The organism is Kineococcus sp. AC630 (assembly GCF_979255925.1).
This window is the reverse complement of record NZ_CEEDMJ010000008.1, coordinates 83,791-107,616: the sequence shown is the minus strand read 5'-3', so window position 1 is coordinate 107,616 and position 23,826 is coordinate 83,791. Positions and strand designations below refer to the sequence as shown.

Here is a 23,826-nt window from a genome sequence, read left to right as displayed (position 1 = left end):
CACGGAAGGTCTTCCCACCCGCCTCAGGAGTCACCACAGTCACAGGTGACCCATCCTGATGCGGAGGAACCTCGTGATCGACCTGGCAACTCTGAGCGACGAAGCTCTCGACACCCTCATCACCACCCGGCTCGCCCTGGCCGGGGTCGACCTGGCGCAACTCCCCGAGGTCGCCGACCCGGCGACCGGGGTCCCGACCCGCGCCGCGGCCCTGGAGTCGCTGCGCGCGTTCCTCGTGCAGACCGTGCCGCAGCTCAACGCCTGGGAACCGCCCGTCGCCTCTCCCGAGGCGGCGCAGCAGGCCGCCGCCCCGCTGCTGTACCCCTCGATCGCCACCGCCTGGGCCCCCGGGTCGGAAGGGGGTGCCGCGTGAGCCGCGCCCTGAACCGCCGGACGTTCCTCGCCGCCTCCGGTGGGGCCACGTTCGCGGCCGCTGCCGCGGTGTCCCCCACCGCCCAGGCCGCGCCCGACGTGACGTTGCGTGCGGCCGCCGTGGACGACCCCACCGAGGCGACCATCGCCGAGGCCCTGACGATGCTGCGGGCCGGCACCCTGTCCGCGACCGAACTCGTGCAGACCCACCTCGACCGGATCGACCGGTTCGAGAACACCTACCAGGCGTTCAACACCGTGACCGCCGACAGCGCGCTGGCGAAGGCCGCCGAGGTGGACGCCCGGGGTGACGTGCGGCGGGCGTTGTCCGGGATCCCGCTGTGCGTCAAGGACAACTACTGGACCGCGGGCGTGCGGACCACCGCGAACTCCCGGATCTTCGCCGACTTCGTCCCCGACACCGACGCGACGGCGGTCTCGCGGCTCACCGCGGCCGGCGGGATCGTCCTCGGCAAGGGACAGATGGGCCCGCTCGCCACGACCCGCGCGACGACCCCCGCCGGGGTGGTCACGACGGTCAACGCCTGGACCCCCGAGGACGTCACCGTGGACCCGGGCGGTTCCTCGACCGGGCCCGCGACCTCGGTGGCGGGCCGGCTGGCGACGAGTTCCATCGGGACCCAGACCGGCGGGAGCATCACCGAACCGTCGCGCCAGCAGAACCTCACGGGTCTCAAACCGACGATGGGCCGCACCTCGATCCACGGCATCATCCCGTTGTCCTTCACCCGCGACCACTCCGGTCCGCTGGCCCGGGACGCCATGGACGCGGCGATCGTGCTGTCGGTGCTGGCCGGCCCGGACCCGCTGGACCCGCGGACGCTGGGGTTGCCGAAGGTCCCCGACCTGGTGACGGCGGCGACGCCCGTCTACGGCGCCCAGGGGGTCGAGCTGCGCCGGGCCACCCGGATCGGGGTTCCGGGCGACTTCTTCGCCGACCTCACCCCGGAGGTCGCCGCCGCCCGGCAGAGCTTCCTCGACCGCGTGGCGGCCGTCCCGGGAGTCACCCTCGTGGACGTCACCTACCCGACCGACTGGGAACTGCTCACGGGAGCCTTCAACGCGATCCGGCTCTCCGAGCGCACCGAGCCGTTCCGGCACTGGCTGCGCCAGGACCTGTCGCTGTTCGGGGTGAGCTCGCTGTCCTGGCTGCAGGGCCTGCTGCTCTCCGGGGACGAGTGGATCACCGGACAGCGCGCCAAGACGTGGCTGTTGCAGGAACTGTTCTCGGGGTTGTTCACGCAGTGCGACGTGGTGCTGCAGACATCGCCGGTGCCCTTCGACATCCTGGGCCTGCCCGAGATCGCGTTCCCGATCGGCGAAGCGCCGGCCTACGAGGGCGGCCCGCTCGCCCCCGTCGGCGTCATCCTCGGCGGCCAGCCCTACGAGGAGGACCGGTTGCTGCAGGTCGCCGCCGCGCACCAGGCGGTCTCGGACTTCCACCTGCGCCGCCCCGCCGACCCGGCACCGGCGCGACTGCTCAGTTCGGCTGCGCTGCAGCTGGACGCGGCCACCGTCGCCCGCACCGCCCAATGACGAACCCCGCGGTGGTCGAGCACGTCGAGTGCTCGACCACCGCGGGGTCAGGGGTGTCGGGAGGTCAGAACTCCCAGTCGGCGTCCTCGGTGGCGACGGCCTTGCCGATGACGTAGCTGGAACCGGAACCCGAGAAGAAGTCGTGGTTCTCGTCGGCGTTGGGCGACAGGGCCGAGAGGATCGACGGGTCGACCTTCGTCATGTCGGAGGGGAACATCCCCTCGTACCCGAGGTTCATCAGCGCCTTGTTGGCGTTGTAGTGCAGGAACGTCTTGACGTCCTCGGTGAGACCGACACCGTCGTAGAGGTCGGCGGTGTACTTGCACTCGTTGTCGTAGAGCTCGTAGAGCAGCTCGAAGGTGTAGTCCTTGATCTCGTCGCGCCTGGCCTGGTCGACGAGTTCCAGACCGCGCTGGAACTTGTAGCCGATGTAGTACCCGTGCACGGCCTCGTCCCGGATGATCAACCGGATGAGGTCGGCGGTGTTGGTCAGCTGCGCGCGGGACGAGAAGTGCATCGGCAGGAAGAAGCCCGAGTAGAAGAGGAAGGACTCCAGCAGGGTGGAGGCGACCTTCCGCTTCAGCGGGTCCTCACCGCGGTAGTACTCCATGACGATGGAGGCCTTGCGCTGCAACGCCTCGTTGTCCTCGGACCAGCCGAACGCCTCGTCGATCTCGCGGGTGGTGGCCAGCGTCGAGAAGATCGAGGAGTAGCTGCGCGCGTGGACCGACTCCATGAACGAGATGTTCGTGTAGACGGCTTCCTCGTGCGGGGTGAGGGAGTCGGGGATCAGCGAGACCGCCCCGACGGTGCCCTGGATCGTGTCCAGCAGGGTCAGACCGGTGAAGACGCGCAGCGTCAGCGTGCGCTCCTCGGGGCTGAGGTTCTGCCACGACTGCACGTCGTTGGACAACGGGACCTTCTCCGGCAACCAGAAGTTGCTCGTGAGGCGGTTCCAGATCTCCAGGTCCTTGTCGTCCTGGAGGCGGTTCCAGTTGATCGCGTTGACGCGGTCGACGAGCTTCAGCTTTTCCATCGTTCCCTCTTCTCGCGGCTGCAGCTGCTCAGAGCATGCAGCTGACGCAGCCCTCGACCTCGGTGCCCTCGAGGGCCATCTGCCGGATCCGGATGTAGTAGATCGTCTTGATGCCCTTGCGCCACGCGTAGATCTGAGCACGGTTGATGTCACGGGTGCTGGCGGTGTCCTTGAAGAACAGCGTCAGGGACAGACCTTGGTCGACGTGCTGCGTCGCCGCGGCGTAGGTGTCGATGATCTTCTCGGGGCCGATCTCGTAGGCGTCGGCGTAGTACTCCAGGTTGTCGTTCGTCATGAACGGCGCCGGGTAGTACACGCGGCCGAGCTTGCCCTCCTTGCGGATCTCGATCTTCGAGGCGATCGGGTGGATCGAGGAGGTCGAGTTGTTGATGTAGCTGATCGAACCCGTCGGCGGCACGGCCTGGAGGTTCTGGTTGAAGATGCCGTGCTCGACGACGGAGGCCTTCAGCTCGGCCCACTCCGCCCGGGTCGGCAGCGCGATGCCCGCCCGGGAGAACAGCTCCGCGACGCGCTCGGTGGCCGGCAGGAAGTCGGTCTCGAGGTACTTGTCGAAGAAGGTGCCGTCGGCGTACTTCGAGTTCTCGAAGCCCTCGAAGGTCTCGCCGCGTTCGACGGCGATCAGGTTGCTGGCGCGCAGGGCGTGGAACAGCACCGCCGCGAAGTACACGTTGGTGAAGTCCAGACCCTCCTCGCTGCCGTAGTGGACGCGCTCGCGGGCGAGGTAGCCGTGCAGGTTCATCTGGCCGAGGCCGATGGCGTGCGACTTCGAGTTGCCGTACGCGATCGAGGGCACCGACTGGATGTCGCTGGCGATCGACACCGCGGTCAGCGCACGCACGGCCGTCTCGACCGAGCGGCCGAGGTTCCCGCCGTCCATGGCCAGGGCGATGTTCAGCGAGCCCAGGTTGCAGGAGATGTCCTTGCCGATCTCGGCGTAGGTCAGGTCCTCGGCCAGCGTGCTGGGCGTGTTGACCTGGAGGATCTCGGAGCAGAGGTTCGACATGTTGATGCGGCCGGCGATCGGGTTGGCCTTGTTCACCGTATCCTCGAACACGATGTAGGGGTAGCCCGACTCGAACTGCAGTTCCGCGAGGGTCTGGAAGAACTCGCGGGCGTTGATCTGCGTCTTGCGGATGCGGTCGTCGGCGACCATCTCGCGGTAGTGCTCGCTGACGGGGACGTCGCCGAAGGGCTTGCCGTACACGCGCTCCACGTCGTACGGGGAGAACAGGTGCATCGGCTCGTTGTTCTTCGCGAGCTCGAACGTGATGTCCGGGACGACGACCCCGAGGCTCAGGGTCTTGATGCGGATCTTCTCGTCGGCGTTCTCGCGCTTGGTGTCGAGGAACCGCAGGATGTCCGGGTGGTGCGCGGAGAGGTACACCGCACCCGCACCCTGACGCGCACCGAGCTGGTTGGCGTAGGAGAAGGAGTCCTCGAGGAGCTTCATCACGGGGATGACGCCCGAGGACTGGTTCTGGATGCGCTTGATGGGGGCGCCGTACTCGCGGATGTTGCTCAGCAGCAGGGCGACGCCGCCACCGCGCTTGGACAGCTGCAGGGCGGAGTTGATGCCGCGCCCGATGGACTCCATGTCGTCCTCGATGCGCAGCAGGAAGCACGAGACGAGCTCACCGCGGGAGGACTTGCCGGCGTTGAGGAACGTCGGGGTGGCGGGCTGGAAGCGGCCCGCGATGACCTCGTCGACGACCGCGGTGGCCAGCGCCTCGTCACCGACGGCGAGGGTGAGGGCGGTCATGACGGCGCGGTCCTCGAAGTTCTCGAGGTACTCCTTGCCGTCGAAGCTCTTGAGCGCGTAGCTCGTGTAGTACTTGAAGGCCCCGAGGAAGGTGGCGAACCGGAACTTCGCGGCGTGCGCGTGGTCGGTCAGCGACCGCACGAACTCCGGGGAGTACTGGTCGAGCACGTGCTGCTCGTAGTAGCCGTTGTCGACCATGTGCGCGAGACGCGCCTCGAAGGTCGGGAACTTCCGGGTGCGCGGGTTGACGTGCTGCAGGAAGTACTGCCGCGCCGCCTCGACGTCGGCCTCGAACTGGATCTTCCCGTCCTCGTCCCAGAGGTTCAGCATCGCGTTGAGCGTGTGGTACCCGGGGGAGGTGGGAGCGGGAACGGTCTCCAGCTCGGGGGCGTCGGAGGTGAGGGTCACAGCGAGTCCAATCCGTCGCGCACACGGCGCACGTCGTCGGGAGTCCCGAAGAGTTCGAAGCGGTACAGGTGGGGCACCTTGCACTTGACGGCGACGACGTCACCGGCAGCGGCGTAGTGCTCCCCGAAGTTGGTGTTGCCCGCGCCGATCACGCCTCGGACGAGGCCACGGTTCGCGGGGTCGTTGAGGAAGCGGATGACCTGCTTGGGGACCGCTCCCACCCCACCGCCGCCACCGTAGGTGGGGAGGATGAGGACGTAGGGGTCGGTGACGACGAGGGGTTCGTCACGCGCGTGCAGCGGGATCCGCAGGGCCGGCTGCTCCAGCCGGAGCTTGTCGACGAAGCGGTGCGTGTTGCCTGAGACGCTCGAGAAGTAGACGACGCCGGGCTTCACGGTCGTTCCTCCCGACGCGCTCAGACCGAGGCGGTGGTGCGAGCCAGAGCGTCGATGCGGTCGGGACGGAAGCCCGACCAGTGGTCCTCACCGGCGACGACGACGGGCGCCTGGACGTACCCGAGGGAGCGCACCAGCGCCAGCGCGTCGGCGTCCTGCGTCACGTCGACGACCTCGTAGGCGATGCCATTGCGGTCGAGCGCACGGTAGGTGGCCTTGCACTGCACGCAGGACGGCGTGCTGTAGACGGTGGTGGTCATCGGGGTGGTCCTTCCCTCGGGTGGTGTCGTGCGGGTCCAGCTGATCGGCACCAGGTGGAGCGTGGAATCCGTGTCGGCTGGACGACGCGTCCCGTGCTGCTGGGGTCTCTCAGACACTACCCCTAGGGGGCCGGATGGCAAACCACCACAAGATGGTGTGTGACAAGGATGTTATTCGCCCCGCCGGACGGAGCGGACGGTCACCGACCTTCTCAAGCCTCTGACCTGCGGTTCTACCCCTTCGTCACCTGACTGGCGGGCACCCGTCGTCAGTAGAGATGCACGCAGCGTGACCGGCGTGTCGATCTGCGTCGGCGTGTCCTCCACAGGCGTCCACACCCCCGTCCCCATGACGTCCACACACTCATCCACAACACCTGGGGGCGCCGAACCCTTTCCGCCCCCAGATGTGGGGTGGCCTGATCCCGGTGAACGCCCCCCGGAGCCGTTCGGGAGCCGCCCACGGCGATCGCGGCACGGATCCCGGCCGGCCTCCCCGACGCCCTGGCGGCGGACAAGGGTGCCGCACCGCACTCTGCGGTGCCGTCGTGGTCTTGACGCCGCGTCCGCACGGCAGGAGCCTGACACCGGGACGGCTCCCGCTCCCGGACCCGACGAGGACGTCGAGGAGAACCGTTTGCCCGCCACCGACGCGGTGCTCGCCTACACGCGCGTGCTGGCCCCGCCCACGCACCGCAGGATCGTCGCCGCAGGTCTCGTGGCTCGGTTGCCGGCGGCCGTGCTGGGGTTCGCCGCCCTGCTCCACGTCCAGCAACGCACCGGCTCCTTCGCCCTCGCGGGAACCGTCTCGGGTGTGCTCGCCGCCGCCAACGCCGCCGCCGGCCCCCTCCTCGGCCGCCTCGGCGACCGCCGCGGGCAGGCCCGGGTCCTGCTCGGGGCCGCGGTCGTCAACGTCGTGGGGGTGAGCGCCCTGGTCGTGCTCGCGGCACCCGGGGTCGCCCGGGGCTGGCTGCTGCTCGCCGCCGCCGTCGCCGGGGCGGGCGTCCCCCCGATCGGCTCGTTCACCCGGGCCCGCTGGTCGCGTCTGCTGGGCGGCGACCGCCCCCGCCTGAACACGGCGTTCGCCCTGGAGTCGGTGCTGGACCAGCTCGTCTGGGTCGGCGGGCCGGCCGCGGCGTCGTTCCTGGCCGCCGCCGTCGCCCCGGTCTGGGGGTTGTGGGCGACCTGCGCGGCGGGCGTCACGGGGACGGTCCTGCTCGCGGCCCAGCGCTCCAGCGACCCGCGGGGCGGAACCCCGGGCGCGCCGCGGCGACGCCGCTGGGAGCTGCCCTCGGTGCCGATCGGGACCCGGGCCCTGATGGTCGCGGGCACCGCCGTCGGGGTGACCTTCGGCCTGGCCGACCTCAGTGCCGTCGCTCTCGCCCGGGAGGCCGGCGCGCCGGAACTGGCCGGCACCGTGCTGGGCGCCGGGGCGCTCGGCGCGGTCTGCGGTGGCCTCGTCGTCGGCGCGCAGCGCCCGCCCGAGGACCCCCGGCGGGGGTTGACGGCCGCGGCGGTGCTCTTCCTGCTCGGCTACGGTCCGCTGGCGCTGGCCCCGGGACTCGCGTGGATCATCGTCATCAGCTTCGTCGCCGGCACCACGTTCGCCCCGCTGAGCGTCGCCGCCAACCGGCTGCTCGAGGCGTCCAGCCCCGCGCACCGGCTGACCGAGACCCTGGCCCTCTTCAGCGCCACCCTCGTCATCGGCACGGCGCTCGGCTCCGGGCTCGGCGGTCGACTCGTCGACCACGGCGGTGCGCGCTTCTCCTACCTGTTCACCGCACCCGTCGCCGCCCTGCCGGTGATCGCCGTCGGCCTCGCCGTCCTGGCCCGCCGTGCGGGCCGAGCGGTCAGAACCGTCGGTTGAGCAGGACCGGGAGGACCGTGCGGACGTCGTCGGCGAGCGCCGGATCGAGGTCGACGACGAGGCGACCCGGTTCCTCCCCCAGCTCGGCGAGGAGCTCACCGTCCGGGGAGACGACGAGGCTGTGCCCCACGCCGGTCGGCGCCCCGCCGTGGTCCTCGGTGGCCAGCGCCTGCCCGCAGGCCACCACGAAGGAGGTCGAGTCCAGCGCCCGGGCGCGGGCGAGCAGTCGCCACTGCTCGACCTTGCCGGGCCCGGCCCCCCAGGAGGCCGAGACCACGACGATCCGGGCCCCGGACCCGGCGAGGTGGGTGAACAACCCCGGGAAGCGCAGGTCGTAGCAGGTGGTCAGCCCGACGCCGACCCCGTCGACGTCGAGCAGGACGGGTTCCGCCCCCGGTTCGACGCTGTCGGACTCGGCGAAGCCGAAGGCGTCGTAGAGGTGGACCTTGTCGTAGTCGGCGTGGATCCCGCCGCCCCGGGCGAAGAGGGTGTTGCGCACCCGCCCCCGCGAACCGGGGGTGAAACCACCCGCGACGACGGTGAGGCCGGCCGCGTCGGCGAGCTCCGTCAACGCGCTCGCCCACGGTCCGTCGGCGGGCTGGGCCACCGGCGCCAGCGGAACCCCGAACCGGCACATCGTCGCCTCCGGGAGGACGAGCAACCGGGCGCCGGCCGCCGCGGCGGCCGCCACCTCCTCGCGGACCAGCCGGAGGTTCGCGGCGGGATCGGCGGAGCTGGAGATCTGGGCCAGGGCGATGCGCACGCCCCAACCCTGCCGCACGGACGGTCGCGGTGGGAACCGGGGAGATCAGGGGGAGGAACTCAGGGAGTGACGCGTCGAGCCGTCGAGCGCCGCACGACGAGTTCCGGCTCGAAGACGATCTGCTGGGCCGGCCGACCTTCCACCTGGGCCAGCAGCAGTTCCACGGCCGTGCGTCCGAGGAGTTCCCGGGGCTGGCGCACCGAGGTCAGCGGAACGCTGGCGGTCGCCGCGAAACCGATGTCGTCGTAGCCCACGAGGGCGAGTTCGTCAGGAACCCGGACCCCCCGCCGCACGCACTCGTTGAGGACCCCGAGGGCCATCAGGTCGTTGGTGCAGAACACGGCGGTGGCCCGTTCCCCGGGCGGGGAGGCGAGGATCTGCGCGGCGGCCTGCGAACCGGCCCGGACCGAGAGACCCGTGGCGTTGACGACCTCGACGGTCCCCGCCGCACCGACGGCCTCCCGCACCCCGCGCAGTCGTTCCTCGACCTGGCGCAGCGGTGTCGCGACCCCCACGTAGGCGATGTGGCGGTGCCCCGCACCGACGAGGTGCTCCCCCGCGAGCCGCCCGCCGAGGACGTCGTCGACGGCCACCGAGGACTGTCCCGGGCTGGCGGCCCCCCGGTCGACGAGCACGACGGGCGTGCCGTGGTCACGGACCTCCGAGAGAGCTGCGCTCGGTGCGTCGTGGACGGGGGTCAGCAGCACCCCGAGCACCCGCTGCTGGTCGAGGCGGCGCAGGTGGCGCGCCTCCCGGTCGGCGGAGTTCGCGCTGTTGCACATGACGACCAGCGAGTCGTGCCGTTCGGCGAGCTCCTCGGCGCCGGCGATGACGTCGGTGAAGAAGGGGTTGGCGACGTCGAGCACGACCATCGCGATCGTCCGGCTGACCCCGGCCCGCAGCTGGCGGGCGGACTCGTTGCGGACGAAGCCGAGTTCGGCGATCGCGTCGAGGACCCGGGTGCGGAGTCCCTCGGAGACGACCTCGGGTCGGTTGAGGACGTTGCTCACCGTCCCCAGCGACACCCCGGCGCGCCGGGCGACCTCCTTGACCGTCGCCATCCGGGCAGGATGTCACCTCCGCGGCCGGCGCTCGGCACAGGACCGCGGGCGTGGCGCGCTCCTCGTCCGCGGGTCAGTCCAGGTGGAAGTACTCCACGAGCCGCTCCCGGGGCCGGTCCTCCCCGGTGGCCGCGGCGCTGGGCTGGAAGTACCTCCCCATCGCCTGCTCCCAGCGGGCCGACACGTCCTCGCGGTCCATCGCCGCCGTCGTCGCCGCGAAGTCGTCGGTCTCGCAGTACCCCACGACCAGGCCGTCGGCCTCGCGGAGGAAGAGGGAGTAGTTGCGCCACCCGGTCCGGGTCAACGCCTCGAGCACCTCCGGCCACACCTCGCGGTGGACCTCCAGGTACTCCGGCAACGTCTCCGGCCGCAGGTGCAGCAGGAAGCAGGCTCGTTCACTCACGCGGGTTCCTCCGGAGGAGCGGTCGACGGTGACCGGACTCGTTGACACGATTCACGGCGGGGCTCCGGCAGTGTGGGCGAGCCCTCCCGGACCGTCAAGCCGTCGGTGGGTGGCCGGGCGGTCCGCGATCCGTCCCGACGAGGGGTCAAGCCCGGGCCCGGGGCAGCCGATCACTGAACCGTGAGCGACACCTTCCGCCTCGTGACCCGCAGCGACTTCGACGGGCTGGTCTGCGCCGTCCTGCTGCGCCAGCTCGACCTCGTCGACGAGATCACCTTCGTGCACCCCAAGGACGTGCAGGACGGGGTCGTCGAGATCTCGAGCCGGGACATCCTCACGAACCTGCCCTACGACCCGCGCGCGCACCTGGTGTTCGACCACCACCACTCCGAGACGCTGCGCAACGGCGAACGCGCCAACCACGTCATCGACGCGGACGCACCGTCGGCGGCCCGGGTGGTCTTCGACCACTACGGCGGCGCGGACCGCTTCCCGAAGATCTCGGACGAGTTGATGCGCGCCGTCGACCAGGCCGACTCGGCGCAGTACTCCGTCGAGGAGATCCTCCAGCCGACCGGCTGGACCCTGCTGAACTTCCTCATGGACTCGCGCACCGGTCTGGGCCGCTTCCGCGACTTCCGGATCTCCAACTACCAGTTGATGATGCAGCTCATCGACATCTGCATCGAGTACCAGGACGTCGAGGAGATCCTCGCGCTGCCCGACGTCGCGGAGCGGGTCGAGCTGTTCCACGCCCAGGCCGAGCTGTTCGAGGCCCAGCTGGAACGCGTCACGACCCTGCACGGCGACGTCGCCGTCCTGGACCTGCGCGAGGAGGAGACGATCCACGCCGGGAACCGGTTCTTCGTCTACGCGATGTACCCGCAGGCGCGGGTCTCGATGCACGTGCTGTGGGGCAAGGCGAAGATGAACACCGTCTTCGCGATCGGCAAGTCGATCGTCGACCGCACCTCTCCCGTCGACGTCGGCGCCGTGTGCCTGGAGTACGGGGGCGGCGGTCACCTGGCCGCGGGGACCTGCCAGGTCCCGCACACCGACTCCGTCCGCGTCCTCGACGAACTGGTGGGGAAGCTCCGCGCCGAGCGCTGAGGTCCGCCGTGATCACGATGTGGGGTAGACACGTCGTGCGGTGGGGTCGGGCGTCTGGAGGGGCGAGCGGGGCGGTCACGTCCGACGCGGTGGAACTCCCGGGGTGACACCTGTCCACCGGTCACGCGAACCCGGCCCCACCGTCCGCCCCGTGCCTGGTCCCCGTCCACGCTGGTGAACGCCGAGCAGCACGGGTCCTCCCGGACCGCCGGCTGCCACCCCTCTAGACTCGCGGTCTGGAGGTGGGACCGGTGACGACGCAGGACACCGAGGCCGAACAGCAGGAGTCCGACCCAGGGCGCGGGCCGGTGAAGTCCGCCGAGCGGACGGTCCGGATCCTGCAGGCCCTCGCCGAACCGCCGTACGTGCTGACCGTCGCACAACTGCAGGAACGCACGGGCTACCCGCGCTCCAGCCTGCACGCGCTGCTGCGGACGCTCGTCGACCTCGACTGGATCGAGCCACCCACGGGGGGCGCGACGGGGACGGGCGGGTACGGGATCGGCGCGCAGGCCCTGCTCACCGGCACCGCCTACCTGGACCGCGACCCGGCGCTGCCACCGGCCATCGCCGCCATCGAGGCCGTCCGGGACGAGAGCCGGTGCACGACCCACATCGCGCGCCTCGAGGGGGGCAGCGTCGTGTACCTCGCGACCCGCGAGGCCGCCGACGCCCACCGCGGACACTCCCGGGTGGGCCGTCTCCTGCCCGCCTACGCGACGTCGCTGGGCAAGGCGCTGCTCGCCGAACGGAGCGCCGCGGAACTCGACGCCCTGCTCCCCGGCGACGTCCTGCCCCCGCTCACCCCGGACACGGTGTCGAGCCGGGCCGCGCTCGACGAGGAACTCGCCGCCGTCCGCCGTCGCGGCTGGGCCGTGGAACGGGGGCAGAACCTGCCCGGGACGGTCTGCGTCGGGGTCCGCGTCGAGTACCGCATCCCCGCGACCGACGCGATCAGTTGCAGCCTGCCCGCCGAGATCGCGACGGAGGAGGAGGTCGAGCGGGTCGCGGAGATCCTCACCCGGCACGCCGGCGAGCTCGCCCGGCACCTCCGCTCCGTCGGGATCCGCTGACGCCGCAACCCCTCGGGGTGGTGGCCGACCCACCCGGACCGGGGTCGGCGGCGACTCGCCACGGTCGCGGAACTCACGGCCCGGGTCGGTGTCGCGGCACGAACCTGAACAACCCGGCGGCGGCCGCGACCGCCAGCACCGCAACGCCTCCGGTCGCCACGACGAGGCTCCCCGCACCGGCCAGGACCCCCACCAGCAACGGGCCGGAGGCGGCACCCGCGTCGGTCACCAGGCGCCACGCCCCGAGGAACACCGCCCGTCCCCCCGGAGGGGCCGCGTCGGCGCCCAGCGTCATCACCAACCCGGCGCCCATGCCGTTGCCGAAGCCGAGGACCACCCCGACCAGGGCCACCGTCCAGGCGGTGTGCGTGAACGGGAGCAGCACGTGCCCGAGCGCGAGGACGAGCATCGAGGGAACTCCCACGGCCGCCCGGCCGAGGCGGTCCATCACCGAACCCGCCGGGTAGAAGAGCAGCATGTCGACGGCACCGGACACTCCCGCGACGAGGCTGGTCGTGGTGGCGTCGAGGCCGATGTGGTCGCACCACAGGGGCAGCACCGTCTGGCGCGACTGGCGCACGGCCTGGACGGCGAGCGCCGCGACGCCGAGGGTGGCGAGGACCCTCGCGTGGGAACGCAGGACCTCGCGCAGCGTCGGGGCCGGTCCGTGCCGGGACTCCTCGAGTTCCGGGTCCGGCAGCAGCAGGACGACTCCGGCGGCCAGCAGGACGGCGATGCCGGCGACGACGTAGGAACCCCGGAGCCCGAACAGCGCACTCCCGCCGGCGCCGAGGAACGGTCCGACGAAGGTCCCGATCCGGCCCACCCCGCCGAGCGTCGACAACGCCCGCGCCCGCAGGTGGACGGGCGCGGCCGCGGTCAGGAAGGACTGCCGGGCGAGGCTCCAGACGGCGGCGGCCACCCCGAGGGCGAGGACGCAGAGCGCGAGCACGGCCTCACCGGGGGCGAACACCGCCCCGGTGAGCGCGGCGGCGGAGACGAGAGCGGCCAGCAGCATCGCGGTCCGTTCCCCGGACCGGGCGACCAGCGCCCCGGCCGGCAGCGCCCCCGCGACCTGTCCGACCCCGAGGAGCGCGACGAGGAACGCCGACACCGCGACGGAGGCGCCGAGGTCGCGGGCGGTGAGGGGCAGGACGGGGAGGACCGCACCCTGACTGGTGCTGAACAACGCGGCCGGGGCGTAGACCGCCGCGAGCGAGCGCCAGGGGATCTCGCGGTTCGGCATCCGGCAACGATCCCAGACAGCTGCCCACCACCCCGCCCGCCCCTCCGGGAGGGCTCGCGCGGATCAGAGCGCGGGGGTGCGGGCCCCGACCACCGTGACCTCGCGGGTGACCCCGCGGGTGACGAAGCCGGCGCGGACCAGCATCCCGGCGGCACGGCCGAGGAGCATCCCCAGCACCGAGAAGACGATCCCGTTGGTGATGACGGCGGTGATGTCGTCCAGCGCGACGCCGTGCCCGTAGAGCCAGGTGCCCATGTCCTGCCCGAACCAGTGCTGCGCGCCGTAGCTGAAGGCGAAGCGGACGGCGCAGGCGGCGATCCAGAAGGCGAAGTAGGCCGTACCGGCGCGGGTGACGGCCTGCCCGGTCGTCTCGTCCCGGCCGACCCGGGCGAGCAGCGCGGTCCCGGTCCCCACGAGGAGGCCGAGGACCGCCCCGGCGGCCTCGACGGCGAGTCCGGCGCCGCCGGTGACGAGGTGCGCCGTGAAGAACAGGGCGATCGGGACGCCCACGAGCAGGGGGCGCAGCACCCGCCCCCGGCCCACCGGGCGGACGCCGCGGTCGAAGAGGAGCGTCGAGACGATCATGACGAGGGCGATGACGAGGGCGGTGGTGAGAGACATGGTCCGGCCTTCCGTGGGGTGTTCGTCGGTGTTCCCTGCAACACCTCGAGGTTCGCCCGGCGGGGCGCCCCACGTCGTCCACCGCCGAACCGATCCGGGGTGGAACCCGGGTGGAGACGGTCTCCACCCGGGCCCCCGGCGCCCGGTCGTCCGCTCGCCGTCAGAGCCCCTCGTAGGCCCGTCGCGGGATCTGGGTGGCGAGCTTCCCGCCGGAGACGTCGACGAGGGTGCCGGTGATGTAGCCGGCCGCGTCGCTGGCGAGGAAGACGAGCAGGTCGGCGACGTCGTCGGCGCTCTCCCAGCGGCGCAGGGACAACGTGTCGAGCAGTTCGTCGGCCTTCTCGGCCGGGAGTTCGGCGAAACCGTTCATCGCGGTCGGGATCATCCCCGGTGCGTAGGCGTTCACGGTGATGTTCCACGGCCCGAGTTCGGAGGCCAGGACGCGGGTGAACTGCACGACGGCCGCCTTGGACGCCGCGTAGGCGGCACTGCCGACGCTCGGCACGATGGCCGCGAAGGAGGCGGCGTTGATGATCCGTCCCTTCCCGGCGCGTTTCATGACCTCGGCGACCGCCTGACTGACGAGGAAGACCCCGCCGACGTTGACGTCGAAGCAGCGCCGCCAACCGTCCCAGGTGAGGTCCGCGACCCGACCGTCGACGTTGATCCCGGCGTTGTTCACGAGGACGTCGATCGTCCCGGAACGGCACACGACCTCCTCGACCGCGGCGGTCACGGAGGCGGGGTCGGTCACGTCGCAGACGATCTCGGTCACCCCGTCCTGGGGTTCGAAGGCACGGTCGAGACCGACGACCTGCGCGCCCTCCGCGACGAAACGACGGGCGAGGGTGTGCCCGATCCCCCGTCCTGCTCCGGTGACGACGACCACCCGGCCTGCGACGTCGAGGTGCACGGGGTTCTCCTCCCATTGGACATACTATTGTCGTCGGAGAACCTACGGTCGAGGAGGCCCCACGTGCAACGAGTGCTCTGGATCACCGGTGCCGGATCGGGCATGGGACGGGCCGTCGCCCTGTCCGCCGCCGCTGCGGGGTGGACGGTCGCCCTCAGCGGTCGTCGTGCGGAACCGCTGCAGGACACCGCCTCCACCATCTCGAGGTCCGGTGGGACCGCGTTCGCACTGCCCCTCGACGTCCAGGACGGCGCGGCGGTCGCCGCGGCCCGGGCCCGGATCGTGGCCGAGCACGGCCACCTCGACGGCGTCGTCCTCGCCGCCGGCGTGAACACCCCGAAGCGTCGCTGGGACGACCAGGAGATCGCGACGTTCCACGACGTCGTGGCGACGAACCTGGGTGCGGTCGCGACCACGGTCGACGCGGCCCTGCCGGACCTGCGGAAGACCGGTGGCGTCGTGGTGGTGATCTCGTCCTACGCGGGCTGGTCGTTCCACCCCAGTGCCGGGGTGGCGTACTCGGCGAGCAAGACCGCCCTGGGTTCCCTGGTCCGCACGTTGAACGCCCACGAGGCGGCGTCCGGGGTCCGCGCGACGCACCTCTGCCCCGGTGACGTCGCGACCGACTTCCTCGACCAGCGCCCGAACGTTCCCGACGCCGCCGCCCGGGCCCGGATGCTGACCCCGGAGGACGTCGCCCGGACGGTGCAGTTCGTGCTGGACTCCCCCGCCCACGTGCGCATCGACGAACTGGTCGTCTCCCCCGTCGCGCAGGCGTGAGCAGTCGCAGTCCCGCGTTCCGCCGCGTGCTCGACGACCTCGGCCGGGCCGTCGTGGCCGGGGAGTTCCCACCGGGACACACCACGTCGGTGGAGACGCTGACCGCGCGGACCCTGACCTCGCGCAGCATCGTCCGCGAGGCGACCCGGGTCCTGGCCGCCCTCGGGATGCTGACGGCGTCGCCGCGCGTCGGGCTCGTGGTGCGTCCGCGCCCGGCGTGGAACCTGCTGGACCCCGAAGTCATCCGGTGGCGACTGCAGGGCCCGGACCGCGACGCGCAGCTGGAGGAACTGCGGGAACTGCGGGCGGCCGTGGAACCCGCCGCCGCGGTGGCCGCCGCCCGGCGGATCTCCCGCTCGGGAATGGCCCAGCGCCTGCTCGATGCCGCAACGGCTCTGGAGGACCCGGCCGTCCTGGCCGATCCCACCCGCTTCCTGGCCGCCGACGAGGAACTGCACTCCGCCGTGCTGGAGGCCTCCGGGAACGCGATGTTCGTCCGGTTGGGTGCGGTGGTCTCGCAAGCCCTCGAGGAACGCGCCGAGATCGACCCGGTCGCCCGCGACGTGGAACTCCACACGACGCTGGCCCGCGCCGTCGCCGCCGGCGACGACACCACCGCGGGTGCCGCGATGGGTGAACTCGTCGCCCGCACCCGGGACCGGCCGAGGGTGCGGCGACCGGCCGCGCAGGCGGGTCAGAGGTCGCGCGAGGTCACGACCGAGACGAGGGGCGCGTAGAGGCGCAGGGCGTCGAGCGCCCGCTCGTGGTCGACGTCGCTCGCGCCGGCGCAGGCGTCGGCGACCACCGTCACGGGAACTCCGTCGTCGGCCGCGGCCAGGACCGTCGACAGGACGCAGCAGTCGGTGGACACCCCGCCGACCACGACGGGGGCGTCCCCGACGATCTGCGCGAGTTCCGGACCCCACTTGCCGAACGTGGTGCGGGTCAGGACGGGCACCCCGCGTCCGGAGAACCCGTCGACGAGGGCGTAGAGCGGGTCCTCGTCGGGGACGAGGGCGAAGGGGAACTGTTCGTAGTAGGGCTTCCACGCCCCCCGCGGTTCGGCCGGGGCGACGAACCGGGTGAGCACGACCCGCGGCGCGTAGCGCTGGAGGAGTTCCGCGCAGACGCGCGCGGCCGCGTCGAACCGGGGCGCGGCCCACGGGCTCTCCGGGGCGCCGAAGATGCGTTGCAGGTCGATGAGGACGAGCCAGGGGGCGGGCACCATGGTGCGGACGCTACCGGCCGGGCCCTGGTGGCACAGTCTCCCCGTGAGCACTCGACAGTCGATCTCCAGCGGCGGGACCTGGGAGCCGATCGTGGGCTACTCGCGGGCGCTGCGCGTCGGCGACCACGTGAGCGTCTCGGGCACCACCGCCGCGACCCCGGACGGTCCCGTCGGGGGCGACGACGTCGGCGAGCAGACCCGCACCTGCCTGACGCGGATCCGCGCGGCGCTGATCGAGGCCGGCGCGACCCTGGAGGACGTCGTGCGCACCCGGATGTTCGTCACCGACATCTCCCGCTGGGAGGAGGTCGGACGTGTCCACGCCGAGTTCTTCGGCCACGTGCGGCCGGCGACGACGATGGTCGAGGTCCGCGCGCTCATCGAACCGGACCTGCTGGTCGAGGTCGAGGCCGACGCGATCATCCAGCGCTAGGGTCACCGCCGGGTCCGGCCGCGCGCAGGTTCACCGCCTCGACCCACGCCTCGACGACGACGGGTTCCGGACCCGGCACGACGTAGACCACCCGGCCACGCCACCCCCGGGGCCCCCTCGCCCAGGCGACGACGATCCCCGGCCACGGCTCCGCCCCACCGTCGGCCGGTCGCACCCAGCAGTGCCGGACGGCGGTGCGCTCCCCGGCCTCGCGCCGGGCCTGGTGTTCGCGCACCAGCTCGTAGAGCGGACGCTGCCCGTTCCTGCGCGACTGACCCCCGGACACCCCGCGAGCATCGCACAGCTTCGAACACCTGTACGAGTCCCCGCGCGCGGGGTCCCGGTCGTCCGCACGCGCACCGCTCCCCGAACGGCGGAACCACGAAGAGCCGCGCGCTGGTGCAGGACAGTCCCTGACCTCTTCTCCCGAGATGGTTCTTCCACACCCGAGCGGACGGTCCGCTCAGGTCGGAGGAGGACCACCGTGAGCGTCACCAGCACCCTGCACGTCAACCTGCGCGGCAACGCCAAGCAGGCCCTGGAGTTCTACCGGTCCGTGTTCGGTGGCGACGTCGTCGCCGTCCCGTACGGCAGCGCCCCCGCCGGCCAGGAACCGGACCAGGCCGAGCAGATCGCCTGGGGTCAGGTGGTCTCGCCCAACGGGTTCCACGTCATGGCCTACGACGTGCAGGGGTCCAAGCCCTACGACCAGGGTCAGAACCCCTACTACCTGTCCCTGCGCAGCACCGACGCCGAGGAGATCACCCGGTACTGGAACGGCCTGCGCCCCAGCGCCGTCGACGTCGAGGTGGAACTGGGTCCGTCGATCTTCAGCCCGCTCTACGGCAAGCTCACCGACCAGTTCGGGGTCATCTGGATCATCGACGTCATCGTCCCCTGGTCCCCGGCCGAGTGAGCCCCGGTCGTGGGGTGGCGCCTCGAGGTCGTCCGGACGTGCGGACACCCGCTGACCACCGAGAGGGCACGCTGTCGCCATGGCTCTTCCCGCCTCCGCCACGTCCTCGCGCCTCCTGTCGCTGCTGTCCCTGCTGCAGTCCCGACGCGACTGGCCCGGGTCCGTGCTGGCCCGGAGGCTGAACATCAGCGAGCGGACCGTCCGCCGTGACGTGGACCGTCTGCGGGAACTCGGCTACCCGATCAACGCGGTCAAGGGACCCGACGGCGGGTACCGGTTGGAGGCCGGCGCCCGACTGCCGCCGTTGCTGTTCGACGACGAGCAGGCCGTCGCCCTGACGGTGGCTCTGCAACTCGCCGTCGTCACCGGTGCCGGGATCGGGGAGGCCGCCGCCCGAGCGCTCGGCACCGTCTCGCAGGTCCTCCCCTCCCACCTCACCCGACGCGTCGAGGGGTTCCGCCCGATCGTGGTGGAGCGGACCGCGGGAGGAGGTGGCGAGCAGGTCGACGTCGACGTCCTGCTCGCCATCGGCCAGGCCGTGCAGCGCAGCGAAGGGCTGCGCTTCGACTACGGCGTGCCCCAGGCGGACGAGCACGACACCGTCCCGCCGACCGGACCGGCGGCGGCCCGGGAGGTCCACCCCCACCGGCTGGTCCTGCGTGCCGGCCGGTGGTACCTGCTCGCCTGGGAACCCCGGAAGGAGGACTGGCGGACCTACCGCGTCGACCGGATGCGACTGCGGGTACCCGGCGGGGCCCGCTTCACCCCGCGCGAGATCCCCGGTGGTGACGCGGCCGCCTTCGTCGCGGGCCGGTTCAAGGGTTCGCCCGCGGGCGACGTGTGGCCGTGCACGGGGGTGGTCGTCGTGCACGCCTCCGCCGCTGAGCTGTCACCGTTCGTCGGGGACGGAACCCTCGAGAGCATCGGTCCGCGACGCTGTCGTCTCGTGCTGGGATCCTGGTCCTGGACGGGACTGGCGGCCTCTCTGGCCCGTCTGGACGAGGACGTCGAGGTCATCGAACCCCAGGAGTTGCGGGACGCCTTCACCCGCCTCGCCGAACGGGCAGGACGGGCTGCGGCAGTCGTTCCACGACCCGCAGAACTCCAGCAGGCGGATCAGCCGGGAGAAGTTCCGTCCTGACCTCGTCCGCCGGCACCGGCGGATCGCTGCGACCCGACGTTCGACGTCGGTGTTCAGACCGGTGTGGACCGGTACGGAAACCTCCTGGTGGTTTCAGGGAAGAGAACACTGAATCCTTCTGAGCTGTTGCCCTGCAATGCAGTTGACGCCGATCCTCCGCCGGAGGAACTCCGCCCACGCAGGAGTCGACCCGACGCGTTCTACGGTCGCCGGTCCTGCTGCTGATCTCCGCCATGGTGCAAGCACGATCGAGCAGCACCAGGTCCGCGGGTCCGACGACGAGCATCGCGCTGGGAAACTCCCCCTCGTGGAGGAAACTCCCACGGCGCCCCGGCCGGATCCAGCAGCCGACGGTCCCGCCCTGCCGAGGCCTGCTCGATGGCCGTGGCCGACAGCCCGGCGGTGAGGGCAGGGGACCAGGACCGGGGTCGGCGGGTTAGCGTGACGGCGTGGCTCGCGACATCGACATCGTGCTCTTCGGCGCCTCCGGCTTCGTCGGGCGCCTCACCGCGGCGCACCTCGCCACGCACGCCCCCACCGGAACGCGGATCGCCCTGGCCGGCCGCTCGCGCGAACGGCTGGCGGCCGTGGCCCGCGACCTGGGACCCGCCGCCGCGAACTGGCCGCTCGTGGTGGCCGACGCCTCCGACGAGGCGTCCCTGCGCACGCTCGCCGAGTCGGCCCACGTCGTGGTCTCGACCGTCGGCCCCTACCTGAGGCACGGGCTGCCGCTCGTGCAGGCGTGCGCCCGCGCCGGCACCCACTACGCCGACCTGACCGGCGAGGTCCTGTTCGCACGCCGCAGCATCGACACCGCCCACGAGACGGCCCGCGCCAACGGAGCCCGGATCGTGCACTCCTGCGGCTTCGACTCCGTCCCCTCCGACCTGGCCGTGCTGCTCGCCCACGACTGGGCACGGACCCACGACGCCGGACCGCTCGTCAGCGCGACGCTCGAGGTCGTCTCGGCGCGCGGCGGCTTCAGCGGCGGCACGGTCGACTCGCTGCGCCTGCAGCTGGACACCGCGCGCCGCGACCCGCAGGCGCGGCGGCTGGTGGCCGACCCGTACGCCCTGAGCCCCGAGCGCGCGAGCGAATCCGACCTGGGCCGCCAGCCCGACGCGTTCGGCCCCCACCGACGCGGGGGGACGGGCGACTGGGTGGCCCCCTTCGTCATGTCCTCCTACAACACCCGGGTGGTACGACGCAGCAACGCCCTGCTCGACCACGCCTACGGCCCACGCCTGCGCTACGCGGAGGTCATGGCGTTCTCCGGGCGCACCGCGGCCCTGCGAGCGACCGCCGTCACCGGGGTCCTGGCCGGGCTCACCGGCCTGCTGGCCGTCCAGCCCCTGCGGCCGCTGCTCGACCGTCTGCTGCCCTCCCCCGGCACCGGCCCCAGCGAGCACACCCGCCGCACGGGCCGCTTCCACCTGCGCCTCGACGCGCGCACGGAGTCCGACCGCCGCGCCACTGTGACCGTCGCCGCCCAGGGCGACCCGGGCTACGCCGCGACCGCGGTCATGCTCGGCGAGAGCGCCCTGGCGCTCGCGTTCGACGGCGACCGCCTACCCGCCCGCGCGGGGGTCCTGACCCCCGCCACGGGCATCGGGATCCCGCTCGTGGATCGTCTGCGCCGCAGAGGTTTCACGCTCGACGTCGCGGACTGACGCCCCGGGGCGTCCGGCGCGCCCACCGTCGACGACGGTGAGCCTGGACTCCCCGACGCTCGCGACGGCGCTGCGGCCGGCCGGGACGGGCGGAGCCCGGAACCTGGCCGTGCCCTGCACCCCTGGGCTGTTGGTGCGTCGATGTGGCAGGCTCACTCCAGGACGAAGACCAGGACGAAGACACGGCGGACCCGCAGTGAAACGGAACAACTCCTCGACCCGATGACGTTGTAGACCGACGACGTCGCCTCCACCGGAGGTGTCGTCGCCACCTGGGTCGAGGAACACACCGGTGAACCGACATCTGCAGCAGGCAGGAGTGATGACGTGCCCCGCACCACCATGCGCCGCGCCGGCACCGTCGCCCTGACCTCCTTCGCCACCCTCACCCTCCTTCCCCTCCTGGCACCGGCCAAGCCCAGCGAACGGGTGCTCCTGCTGCTCGCCGCCGTCCCGGCTGCCGTGCTCCTCGGCTACCTCGCCGGCCACACCGCTTCGACGGACCCCCACTCCCACGACGAGCGGCTGCGGGAGATCCAGCAGCACATCGAGCAGCTGCAGGCCGCACAACGCAGTGCCGCCGCCACCGCCCAGCCGTCTGCGCCGGTGGTCACCGTGGTCAGCGAGCCCGTCCCCGGCCCCGGGACCGGTTCACCCATCGGCGGTGGCCACCTCGCCGCCCTGGCCCGACCCCCCGCAGACCAGCTCCGGCCCGGGCTCCACCTGGTGCACGCGTCCAGCCGCGGAGCCGTCACGACCCACGACGCACCGGCTGACGCCGCTCCCGGCGGGCTCGACGAGAGCAGTCCCCACCTCACCCTCATCGTCACCCACCCCGATCGGCACCTCAGCAGCTGAGATCCGGCCCAACTCAGTTCGAGCACCTGCTCCGCTGAGGGCCGCACCGACAGCCGTACGCCGTGCACGGGCCCTGAGCAGCAGGGCTGTCCGCAGATCGCTGGCACCTCCCATCCCAGGACCACACCGAAGGACCCGCCATGACCCAGATCCCCAGTCACGAGCCCACCAGCACCCGTGCAGGCGCTGATGGTGATGCTGACGTCGTCGTCCTCAACCACGAGGGTGAGGACCCCGCCACCCGCGCCGCCCGGACCCGCCACAACAACGCTCAACGCGCCGGATACGCCGCCCAGGCCCTCCACCACCACACCCGCGCCAGTGCCAGCGACGCCGAGGACGTGCAGCAGGCCCTCATCGAACTGCTCACCGACATCCACCACCTCTGCAACACCTGCGACCTCGACCTCGCTCCCCTCCTCCACACCGCCGACCTCATCTACGCCGCCGAGGTCCAAGCCGCCTGACCACCTGACGGGCACGACGAAGGAGGCGGAGGGGCACGGCCGAACAGCTCCGCCCGCGCCGGCGACCTGCACCTGTTTCGAGTCCACCTGAGCGGCGGACAGCGCCCCGGGTCTGCCGCCGCTCCCGAGCCGACATCGCCCGCAGCGTCGACGTCTCCGGATCCTGCCTCGGACGCTCTTGAAGATCGCCCACCACGACGAGGGCGCGTCCGCCGCCGCACCGCGGTCAGCGTGGATCTAGAGGCAGAGAACCGCGAGCTGCGCGGACGAGAGCATCAGAGCGACGTTGGTCAGTGGTCGGTGCGGCACGCGGGGATCGGTGAGCGGGCCCACCAGCAGAGCCGGTGAGACCCGTGAGCGGATCCCGGTCGTGGCACCGTCGGAGTTCACGAGCCACCCGCTCCCACCGCCGGTCCGGAACCTGCGGAGCCCGTGAGGCAGGGGCTGTCCACGCGCTCCGCACCGGAGCCTCCCGGCGGGGCTGGGCGATCCGCGCTGCGCCCGGCAGTGCCGTGGTGCACCGAGACCGGGGCAGGCAGCCCGCTCCTGGAACGCCGTGCTCGTAGTCGTCGTCGGACACCGGGGCCGTGAACGGGACCGTTGACGCCGAGGTCGACGATAGTTTGCGCGTGCGGTTCTCGGCGACTCACCCGCCTCGCGTCAGGGGCTTCGCAGATCCAGCAGCGCTTCCAGCCCTCGGTAGTCGTCGAGGTTGGAAGTCACCAACGGAAGCTCGTGTGCTCGAGCGGTCGCCGCGATCATCAGGTCCAGCCGCCGAGGTCTCGGCTTGCGACCGATGGCCACCACGGCAGCGTCGATGTCGGGGTAGGCCTCGAGAACCCGTCCAGACACGGGGAACGGATCGAAGACCGTCGCGGCGGCGTCGTAGCGCCGTTGCCGAGCCGCTCGCAGTGCTGGGTCACCGACGCTGTTGATCCCACCGGCCAACTCGAACATCGTCAAGATGGAGATGGCGGCACCTTCGACGACGATCCCGTCGATGATCACGTTGGTGTCGATGAGAACTGCTTCGGGGACGTTCACCGTTCTCCGCGACCGGTGGCGCGGGTGTACGGGTCGTCCAGCTCGTCGTCGACGACGTCGCGGACGTCCCGCTTCCAGGCCTCGGCCTGTTCGGTGCTCAACGGTGCCTCGGCGTACAGAGCTCGGAGGGTGTCGGCGCTGACGAACCGTTGGGGCTTGGCAGGGGGTGGGGTCATCCGCAGGATGCCGAAGCTCTCCCCGTTGATGGTGACCTCGAACTCCTCCCCGTCGCGCAGCTCGCGGAGGATCTTACCGCTGTCGTTGCGGAGCTCCCGCTGACTGATCGTCCTCACGGGACAACCGTAGCATCGATCTGCTACACGCGGCTGAGATCACGACGACAACGCCGACCCGCAGGCGGGCGCGGACGACCGGTGACCGCCCCACACTCTTCGACCACGAGGTCGAGGCTCCTCGGAGCACG

28 protein-coding genes are annotated in these 23,826 nt (G+C 71.8%); 13 read left to right on the top strand and 15 right to left on the bottom strand.

Annotation, left to right across the window (positions count from 1 at the left end):
* Positions 1-73 precede the first annotated feature (73 nt).
* Entirely contained in the window at positions 74-373 is a 300-nt protein-coding gene (locus tag AC0I8G_RS10500; protein ID WP_471729857.1) for a hypothetical protein, read from the top strand.
* Positions 370-1,929, top strand: a complete 1,560-nt coding sequence (locus AC0I8G_RS10495; protein ID WP_471729856.1) for an amidase — start codon at positions 370-372, stop codon at positions 1,927-1,929. The genes AC0I8G_RS10500 and AC0I8G_RS10495 overlap by 4 nt, the downstream gene beginning before the upstream one ends.
* 64 nt (positions 1,930-1,993) lie before the next feature.
* On the opposite strand, the gene nrdF is transcribed toward AC0I8G_RS10495, so the two are convergent.
* Genes nrdF through nrdH form a run of 4 tightly spaced genes read right to left on the bottom strand, consistent with a single transcriptional unit; the run spans position 1,994 to position 5,808 of the window.
* Positions 1,994-2,965, bottom strand: a complete 972-nt coding sequence (gene nrdF, locus AC0I8G_RS10490; RefSeq protein ID WP_471729855.1) for a class 1b ribonucleoside-diphosphate reductase subunit beta — start codon at positions 2,963-2,965, stop codon at positions 1,994-1,996.
* Between the two features lie 28 nt (positions 2,966-2,993).
* Positions 2,994-5,153 (bottom strand): class 1b ribonucleoside-diphosphate reductase subunit alpha, encoded by a 2,160-nt coding sequence (gene nrdE, locus AC0I8G_RS10485; protein ID WP_471729854.1) that lies wholly within the window; start codon positions 5,151-5,153, stop codon positions 2,994-2,996.
* A complete protein-coding gene (gene nrdI, locus AC0I8G_RS10480; protein WP_471729853.1) occupies positions 5,150-5,548 on the bottom strand; it encodes a class Ib ribonucleoside-diphosphate reductase assembly flavoprotein NrdI in 399 nt (132 codons plus the stop codon). Before nrdI ends, nrdE begins: the two co-directional genes overlap by 4 nt.
* A 20-nt stretch (positions 5,549-5,568) precedes the next feature.
* A complete protein-coding gene (gene nrdH, locus AC0I8G_RS10475) occupies positions 5,569-5,808 on the bottom strand; it encodes a glutaredoxin-like protein NrdH (RefSeq protein ID WP_471729852.1) in 240 nt (79 codons plus the stop codon).
* Between the two features lie 637 nt (positions 5,809-6,445).
* On the opposite strand from nrdH, the gene AC0I8G_RS10470 reads away from it, so the two are divergent.
* Positions 6,446-7,675, top strand: a complete 1,230-nt coding sequence (locus AC0I8G_RS10470; RefSeq protein ID WP_471729851.1) for an MFS transporter — start codon at positions 6,446-6,448, stop codon at positions 7,673-7,675.
* Here AC0I8G_RS10470 and AC0I8G_RS10465 read toward each other — a convergent pair.
* The 3 genes from AC0I8G_RS10465 to AC0I8G_RS10455 all read right to left on the bottom strand — a co-directional run bounded on the left by AC0I8G_RS10465 (position 7,659) and on the right by AC0I8G_RS10455 (position 9,902).
* Positions 7,659-8,438, bottom strand: a complete 780-nt coding sequence (locus tag AC0I8G_RS10465; protein WP_471729850.1) for a carbon-nitrogen hydrolase family protein — start codon at positions 8,436-8,438, stop codon at positions 7,659-7,661. The two genes, AC0I8G_RS10470 and AC0I8G_RS10465, sit on opposite strands and share 17 nt — an antisense overlap.
* A gap of 59 nt (positions 8,439-8,497) precedes the next feature.
* Positions 8,498-9,499: a LacI family DNA-binding transcriptional regulator gene (locus AC0I8G_RS10460; RefSeq protein WP_471729849.1), complete on the bottom strand. Its 1,002-nt coding sequence runs from the start codon at positions 9,497-9,499 to the stop codon at positions 8,498-8,500.
* A 73-nt stretch (positions 9,500-9,572) separates the two neighbouring features.
* Positions 9,573-9,902 carry an L-rhamnose mutarotase gene (locus AC0I8G_RS10455; RefSeq protein ID WP_328292951.1) on the bottom strand — a complete coding sequence of 110 codons (330 nt, stop codon included), beginning with the start codon at positions 9,900-9,902 and terminating at the stop codon, positions 9,573-9,575.
* Positions 9,903-10,082: 180 nt separating this feature from the next.
* On the opposite strand from AC0I8G_RS10455, the gene AC0I8G_RS10450 reads away from it, so the two are divergent.
* Entirely contained in the window at positions 10,083-11,012 is a 930-nt protein-coding gene (locus tag AC0I8G_RS10450) for an exopolyphosphatase (RefSeq protein ID WP_328292952.1), read from the top strand.
* A gap of 251 nt (positions 11,013-11,263) precedes the next feature.
* A complete protein-coding gene (locus AC0I8G_RS10445; RefSeq protein WP_471729848.1) occupies positions 11,264-12,085 on the top strand; it encodes an IclR family transcriptional regulator in 822 nt (273 codons plus the stop codon).
* Between the two features lie 73 nt (positions 12,086-12,158).
* On the opposite strand, the gene AC0I8G_RS10440 is transcribed toward AC0I8G_RS10445, so the two are convergent.
* The 3 genes from AC0I8G_RS10440 to AC0I8G_RS10430 form a co-directional block, all read right to left on the bottom strand.
* The gene (locus tag AC0I8G_RS10440; protein WP_471729847.1) at positions 12,159-13,331 is read right to left on the bottom strand and encodes an MFS transporter; all 1,173 of its coding nucleotides are present in this window, start codon (positions 13,329-13,331) and stop codon (positions 12,159-12,161) included.
* Positions 13,332-13,394: 63 nt separating this feature from the next.
* A complete protein-coding gene (locus AC0I8G_RS10435) occupies positions 13,395-13,952 on the bottom strand; it encodes a hypothetical protein (protein ID WP_471729846.1) in 558 nt (185 codons plus the stop codon).
* Between the two features lie 160 nt (positions 13,953-14,112).
* Positions 14,113-14,865 (bottom strand): SDR family NAD(P)-dependent oxidoreductase, encoded by a 753-nt coding sequence (locus AC0I8G_RS10430; protein WP_471729845.1) that lies wholly within the window; start codon positions 14,863-14,865, stop codon positions 14,113-14,115.
* 63 nt (positions 14,866-14,928) lie between these two features.
* Between AC0I8G_RS10430 and AC0I8G_RS10425 the strand changes: the two genes are divergently transcribed.
* A complete protein-coding gene (locus AC0I8G_RS10425; protein ID WP_471729844.1) occupies positions 14,929-15,645 on the top strand; it encodes an SDR family oxidoreductase in 717 nt (238 codons plus the stop codon).
* Positions 15,642-16,382: a FadR/GntR family transcriptional regulator gene (locus AC0I8G_RS10420; protein WP_471729843.1), complete on the top strand. Its 741-nt coding sequence runs from the start codon at positions 15,642-15,644 to the stop codon at positions 16,380-16,382. The genes AC0I8G_RS10425 and AC0I8G_RS10420 overlap by 4 nt, the downstream gene beginning before the upstream one ends.
* Here the strand turns inward: AC0I8G_RS10420 and AC0I8G_RS10415 are convergent.
* The gene (locus tag AC0I8G_RS10415) at positions 16,340-16,873 is read right to left on the bottom strand and encodes a cysteine hydrolase family protein (protein ID WP_471729842.1); all 534 of its coding nucleotides are present in this window, start codon (positions 16,871-16,873) and stop codon (positions 16,340-16,342) included. The two genes, AC0I8G_RS10420 and AC0I8G_RS10415, sit on opposite strands and share 43 nt — an antisense overlap.
* Here AC0I8G_RS10415 and AC0I8G_RS10410 point away from each other — a divergent pair.
* Positions 16,872-17,306: a RidA family protein gene (locus AC0I8G_RS10410; RefSeq protein ID WP_380160809.1), complete on the top strand. Its 435-nt coding sequence runs from the start codon at positions 16,872-16,874 to the stop codon at positions 17,304-17,306. The two genes, AC0I8G_RS10415 and AC0I8G_RS10410, sit on opposite strands and share 2 nt — an antisense overlap.
* Here AC0I8G_RS10410 and AC0I8G_RS10405 read toward each other — a convergent pair.
* A complete protein-coding gene (locus AC0I8G_RS10405) occupies positions 17,293-17,592 on the bottom strand; it encodes a hypothetical protein (RefSeq protein ID WP_471729841.1) in 300 nt (99 codons plus the stop codon). The genes AC0I8G_RS10410 and AC0I8G_RS10405 overlap by 14 nt on opposite strands.
* A gap of 198 nt (positions 17,593-17,790) precedes the next feature.
* On the opposite strand from AC0I8G_RS10405, the gene AC0I8G_RS10400 reads away from it, so the two are divergent.
* The 3 genes from AC0I8G_RS10400 to AC0I8G_RS10390 all read left to right on the top strand — a co-directional run bounded on the left by AC0I8G_RS10400 (position 17,791) and on the right by AC0I8G_RS10390 (position 21,033).
* Positions 17,791-18,222 carry a VOC family protein gene (locus AC0I8G_RS10400; protein ID WP_380260681.1) on the top strand — a complete coding sequence of 144 codons (432 nt, stop codon included), beginning with the start codon at positions 17,791-17,793 and terminating at the stop codon, positions 18,220-18,222.
* Between the two features lie 79 nt (positions 18,223-18,301).
* Positions 18,302-19,363, top strand: a complete 1,062-nt coding sequence (locus tag AC0I8G_RS10395) for a helix-turn-helix transcriptional regulator (RefSeq protein WP_471729840.1) — start codon at positions 18,302-18,304, stop codon at positions 19,361-19,363.
* Positions 19,364-19,812: 449 nt separating this feature from the next.
* Positions 19,813-21,033 carry a saccharopine dehydrogenase family protein gene (locus AC0I8G_RS10390; RefSeq protein WP_471729839.1) on the top strand — a complete coding sequence of 407 codons (1,221 nt, stop codon included), beginning with the start codon at positions 19,813-19,815 and terminating at the stop codon, positions 21,031-21,033.
* A gap of 152 nt (positions 21,034-21,185) precedes the next feature.
* Here the strand turns inward: AC0I8G_RS10390 and AC0I8G_RS10385 are convergent, their stop codons facing one another.
* Positions 21,186-21,323, bottom strand: a complete 138-nt coding sequence (locus AC0I8G_RS10385) for a hypothetical protein (RefSeq protein WP_471729838.1) — start codon at positions 21,321-21,323, stop codon at positions 21,186-21,188.
* Positions 21,324-21,360: 37 nt separating this feature from the next.
* Here AC0I8G_RS10385 and AC0I8G_RS10380 point away from each other — a divergent pair, with 37 nt between their 5' ends.
* Together AC0I8G_RS10380 and AC0I8G_RS10375 are read left to right on the top strand one after the other, a co-directional pair.
* On the top strand, positions 21,361-21,891 hold the full coding sequence (locus AC0I8G_RS10380) for a hypothetical protein (RefSeq protein WP_471729837.1): 531 nt from the start codon (positions 21,361-21,363) through the stop codon (positions 21,889-21,891).
* A 140-nt stretch (positions 21,892-22,031) separates the two neighbouring features.
* On the top strand, positions 22,032-22,358 hold the full coding sequence (locus tag AC0I8G_RS10375) for a hypothetical protein (protein ID WP_328292966.1): 327 nt from the start codon (positions 22,032-22,034) through the stop codon (positions 22,356-22,358).
* 660 nt (positions 22,359-23,018) lie between these two features.
* Here AC0I8G_RS10375 and AC0I8G_RS10370 read toward each other — a convergent pair.
* Both AC0I8G_RS10370 and AC0I8G_RS10365 read right to left on the bottom strand, forming a co-directional pair.
* Complete coding sequence (locus AC0I8G_RS10370) at positions 23,019-23,402, bottom strand: PIN domain-containing protein (RefSeq protein ID WP_471729836.1); 384 nt, start codon at positions 23,400-23,402, stop codon at positions 23,019-23,021.
* On the bottom strand, positions 23,399-23,695 hold the full coding sequence (locus AC0I8G_RS10365) for a type II toxin-antitoxin system Phd/YefM family antitoxin (RefSeq protein WP_471729835.1): 297 nt from the start codon (positions 23,693-23,695) through the stop codon (positions 23,399-23,401). Before AC0I8G_RS10365 ends, AC0I8G_RS10370 begins: the two co-directional genes overlap by 4 nt.
* Positions 23,696-23,826: the final 131 nt, after the last annotated feature.

What these genes read in the sequence shown, in the direction of transcription:
- nrdF (WP_471729855.1), bottom strand. Translation starts at nt 2,965, where the DNA reads ATGGAAAAGCTGAAGCTCGTCGACCGCGTCAACGCGATCAACTGGAAC.
- nrdH (WP_471729852.1), bottom strand. Translation starts at nt 5,808, where the DNA reads ATGACCACCACCGTCTACAGCACGCCGTCCTGCGTGCAGTGCAAGGCC.
- AC0I8G_RS10460 (WP_471729849.1), bottom strand. Translation starts at nt 9,499, where the DNA reads ATGGCGACGGTCAAGGAGGTCGCCCGGCGCGCCGGGGTGTCGCTGGGG.
- AC0I8G_RS10440 (WP_471729847.1), bottom strand. Translation starts at nt 13,331, where the DNA reads ATGCCGAACCGCGAGATCCCCTGGCGCTCGCTCGCGGCGGTCTACGCC.
- AC0I8G_RS10435 (WP_471729846.1), bottom strand. Translation starts at nt 13,952, where the DNA reads ATGTCTCTCACCACCGCCCTCGTCATCGCCCTCGTCATGATCGTCTCG.
- AC0I8G_RS10410 (WP_380160809.1), top strand. Translation starts at nt 16,872, where the DNA reads ATGGTGCGGACGCTACCGGCCGGGCCCTGGTGGCACAGTCTCCCCGTG.
- AC0I8G_RS10415 (WP_471729842.1), bottom strand. Translation starts at nt 16,873, where the DNA reads ATGGTGCCCGCCCCCTGGCTCGTCCTCATCGACCTGCAACGCATCTTC.
- AC0I8G_RS10395 (WP_471729840.1), top strand. Translation starts at nt 18,302, where the DNA reads ATGGCTCTTCCCGCCTCCGCCACGTCCTCGCGCCTCCTGTCGCTGCTG.
- AC0I8G_RS10375 (WP_328292966.1), top strand. Translation starts at nt 22,032, where the DNA reads ATGACCCAGATCCCCAGTCACGAGCCCACCAGCACCCGTGCAGGCGCT.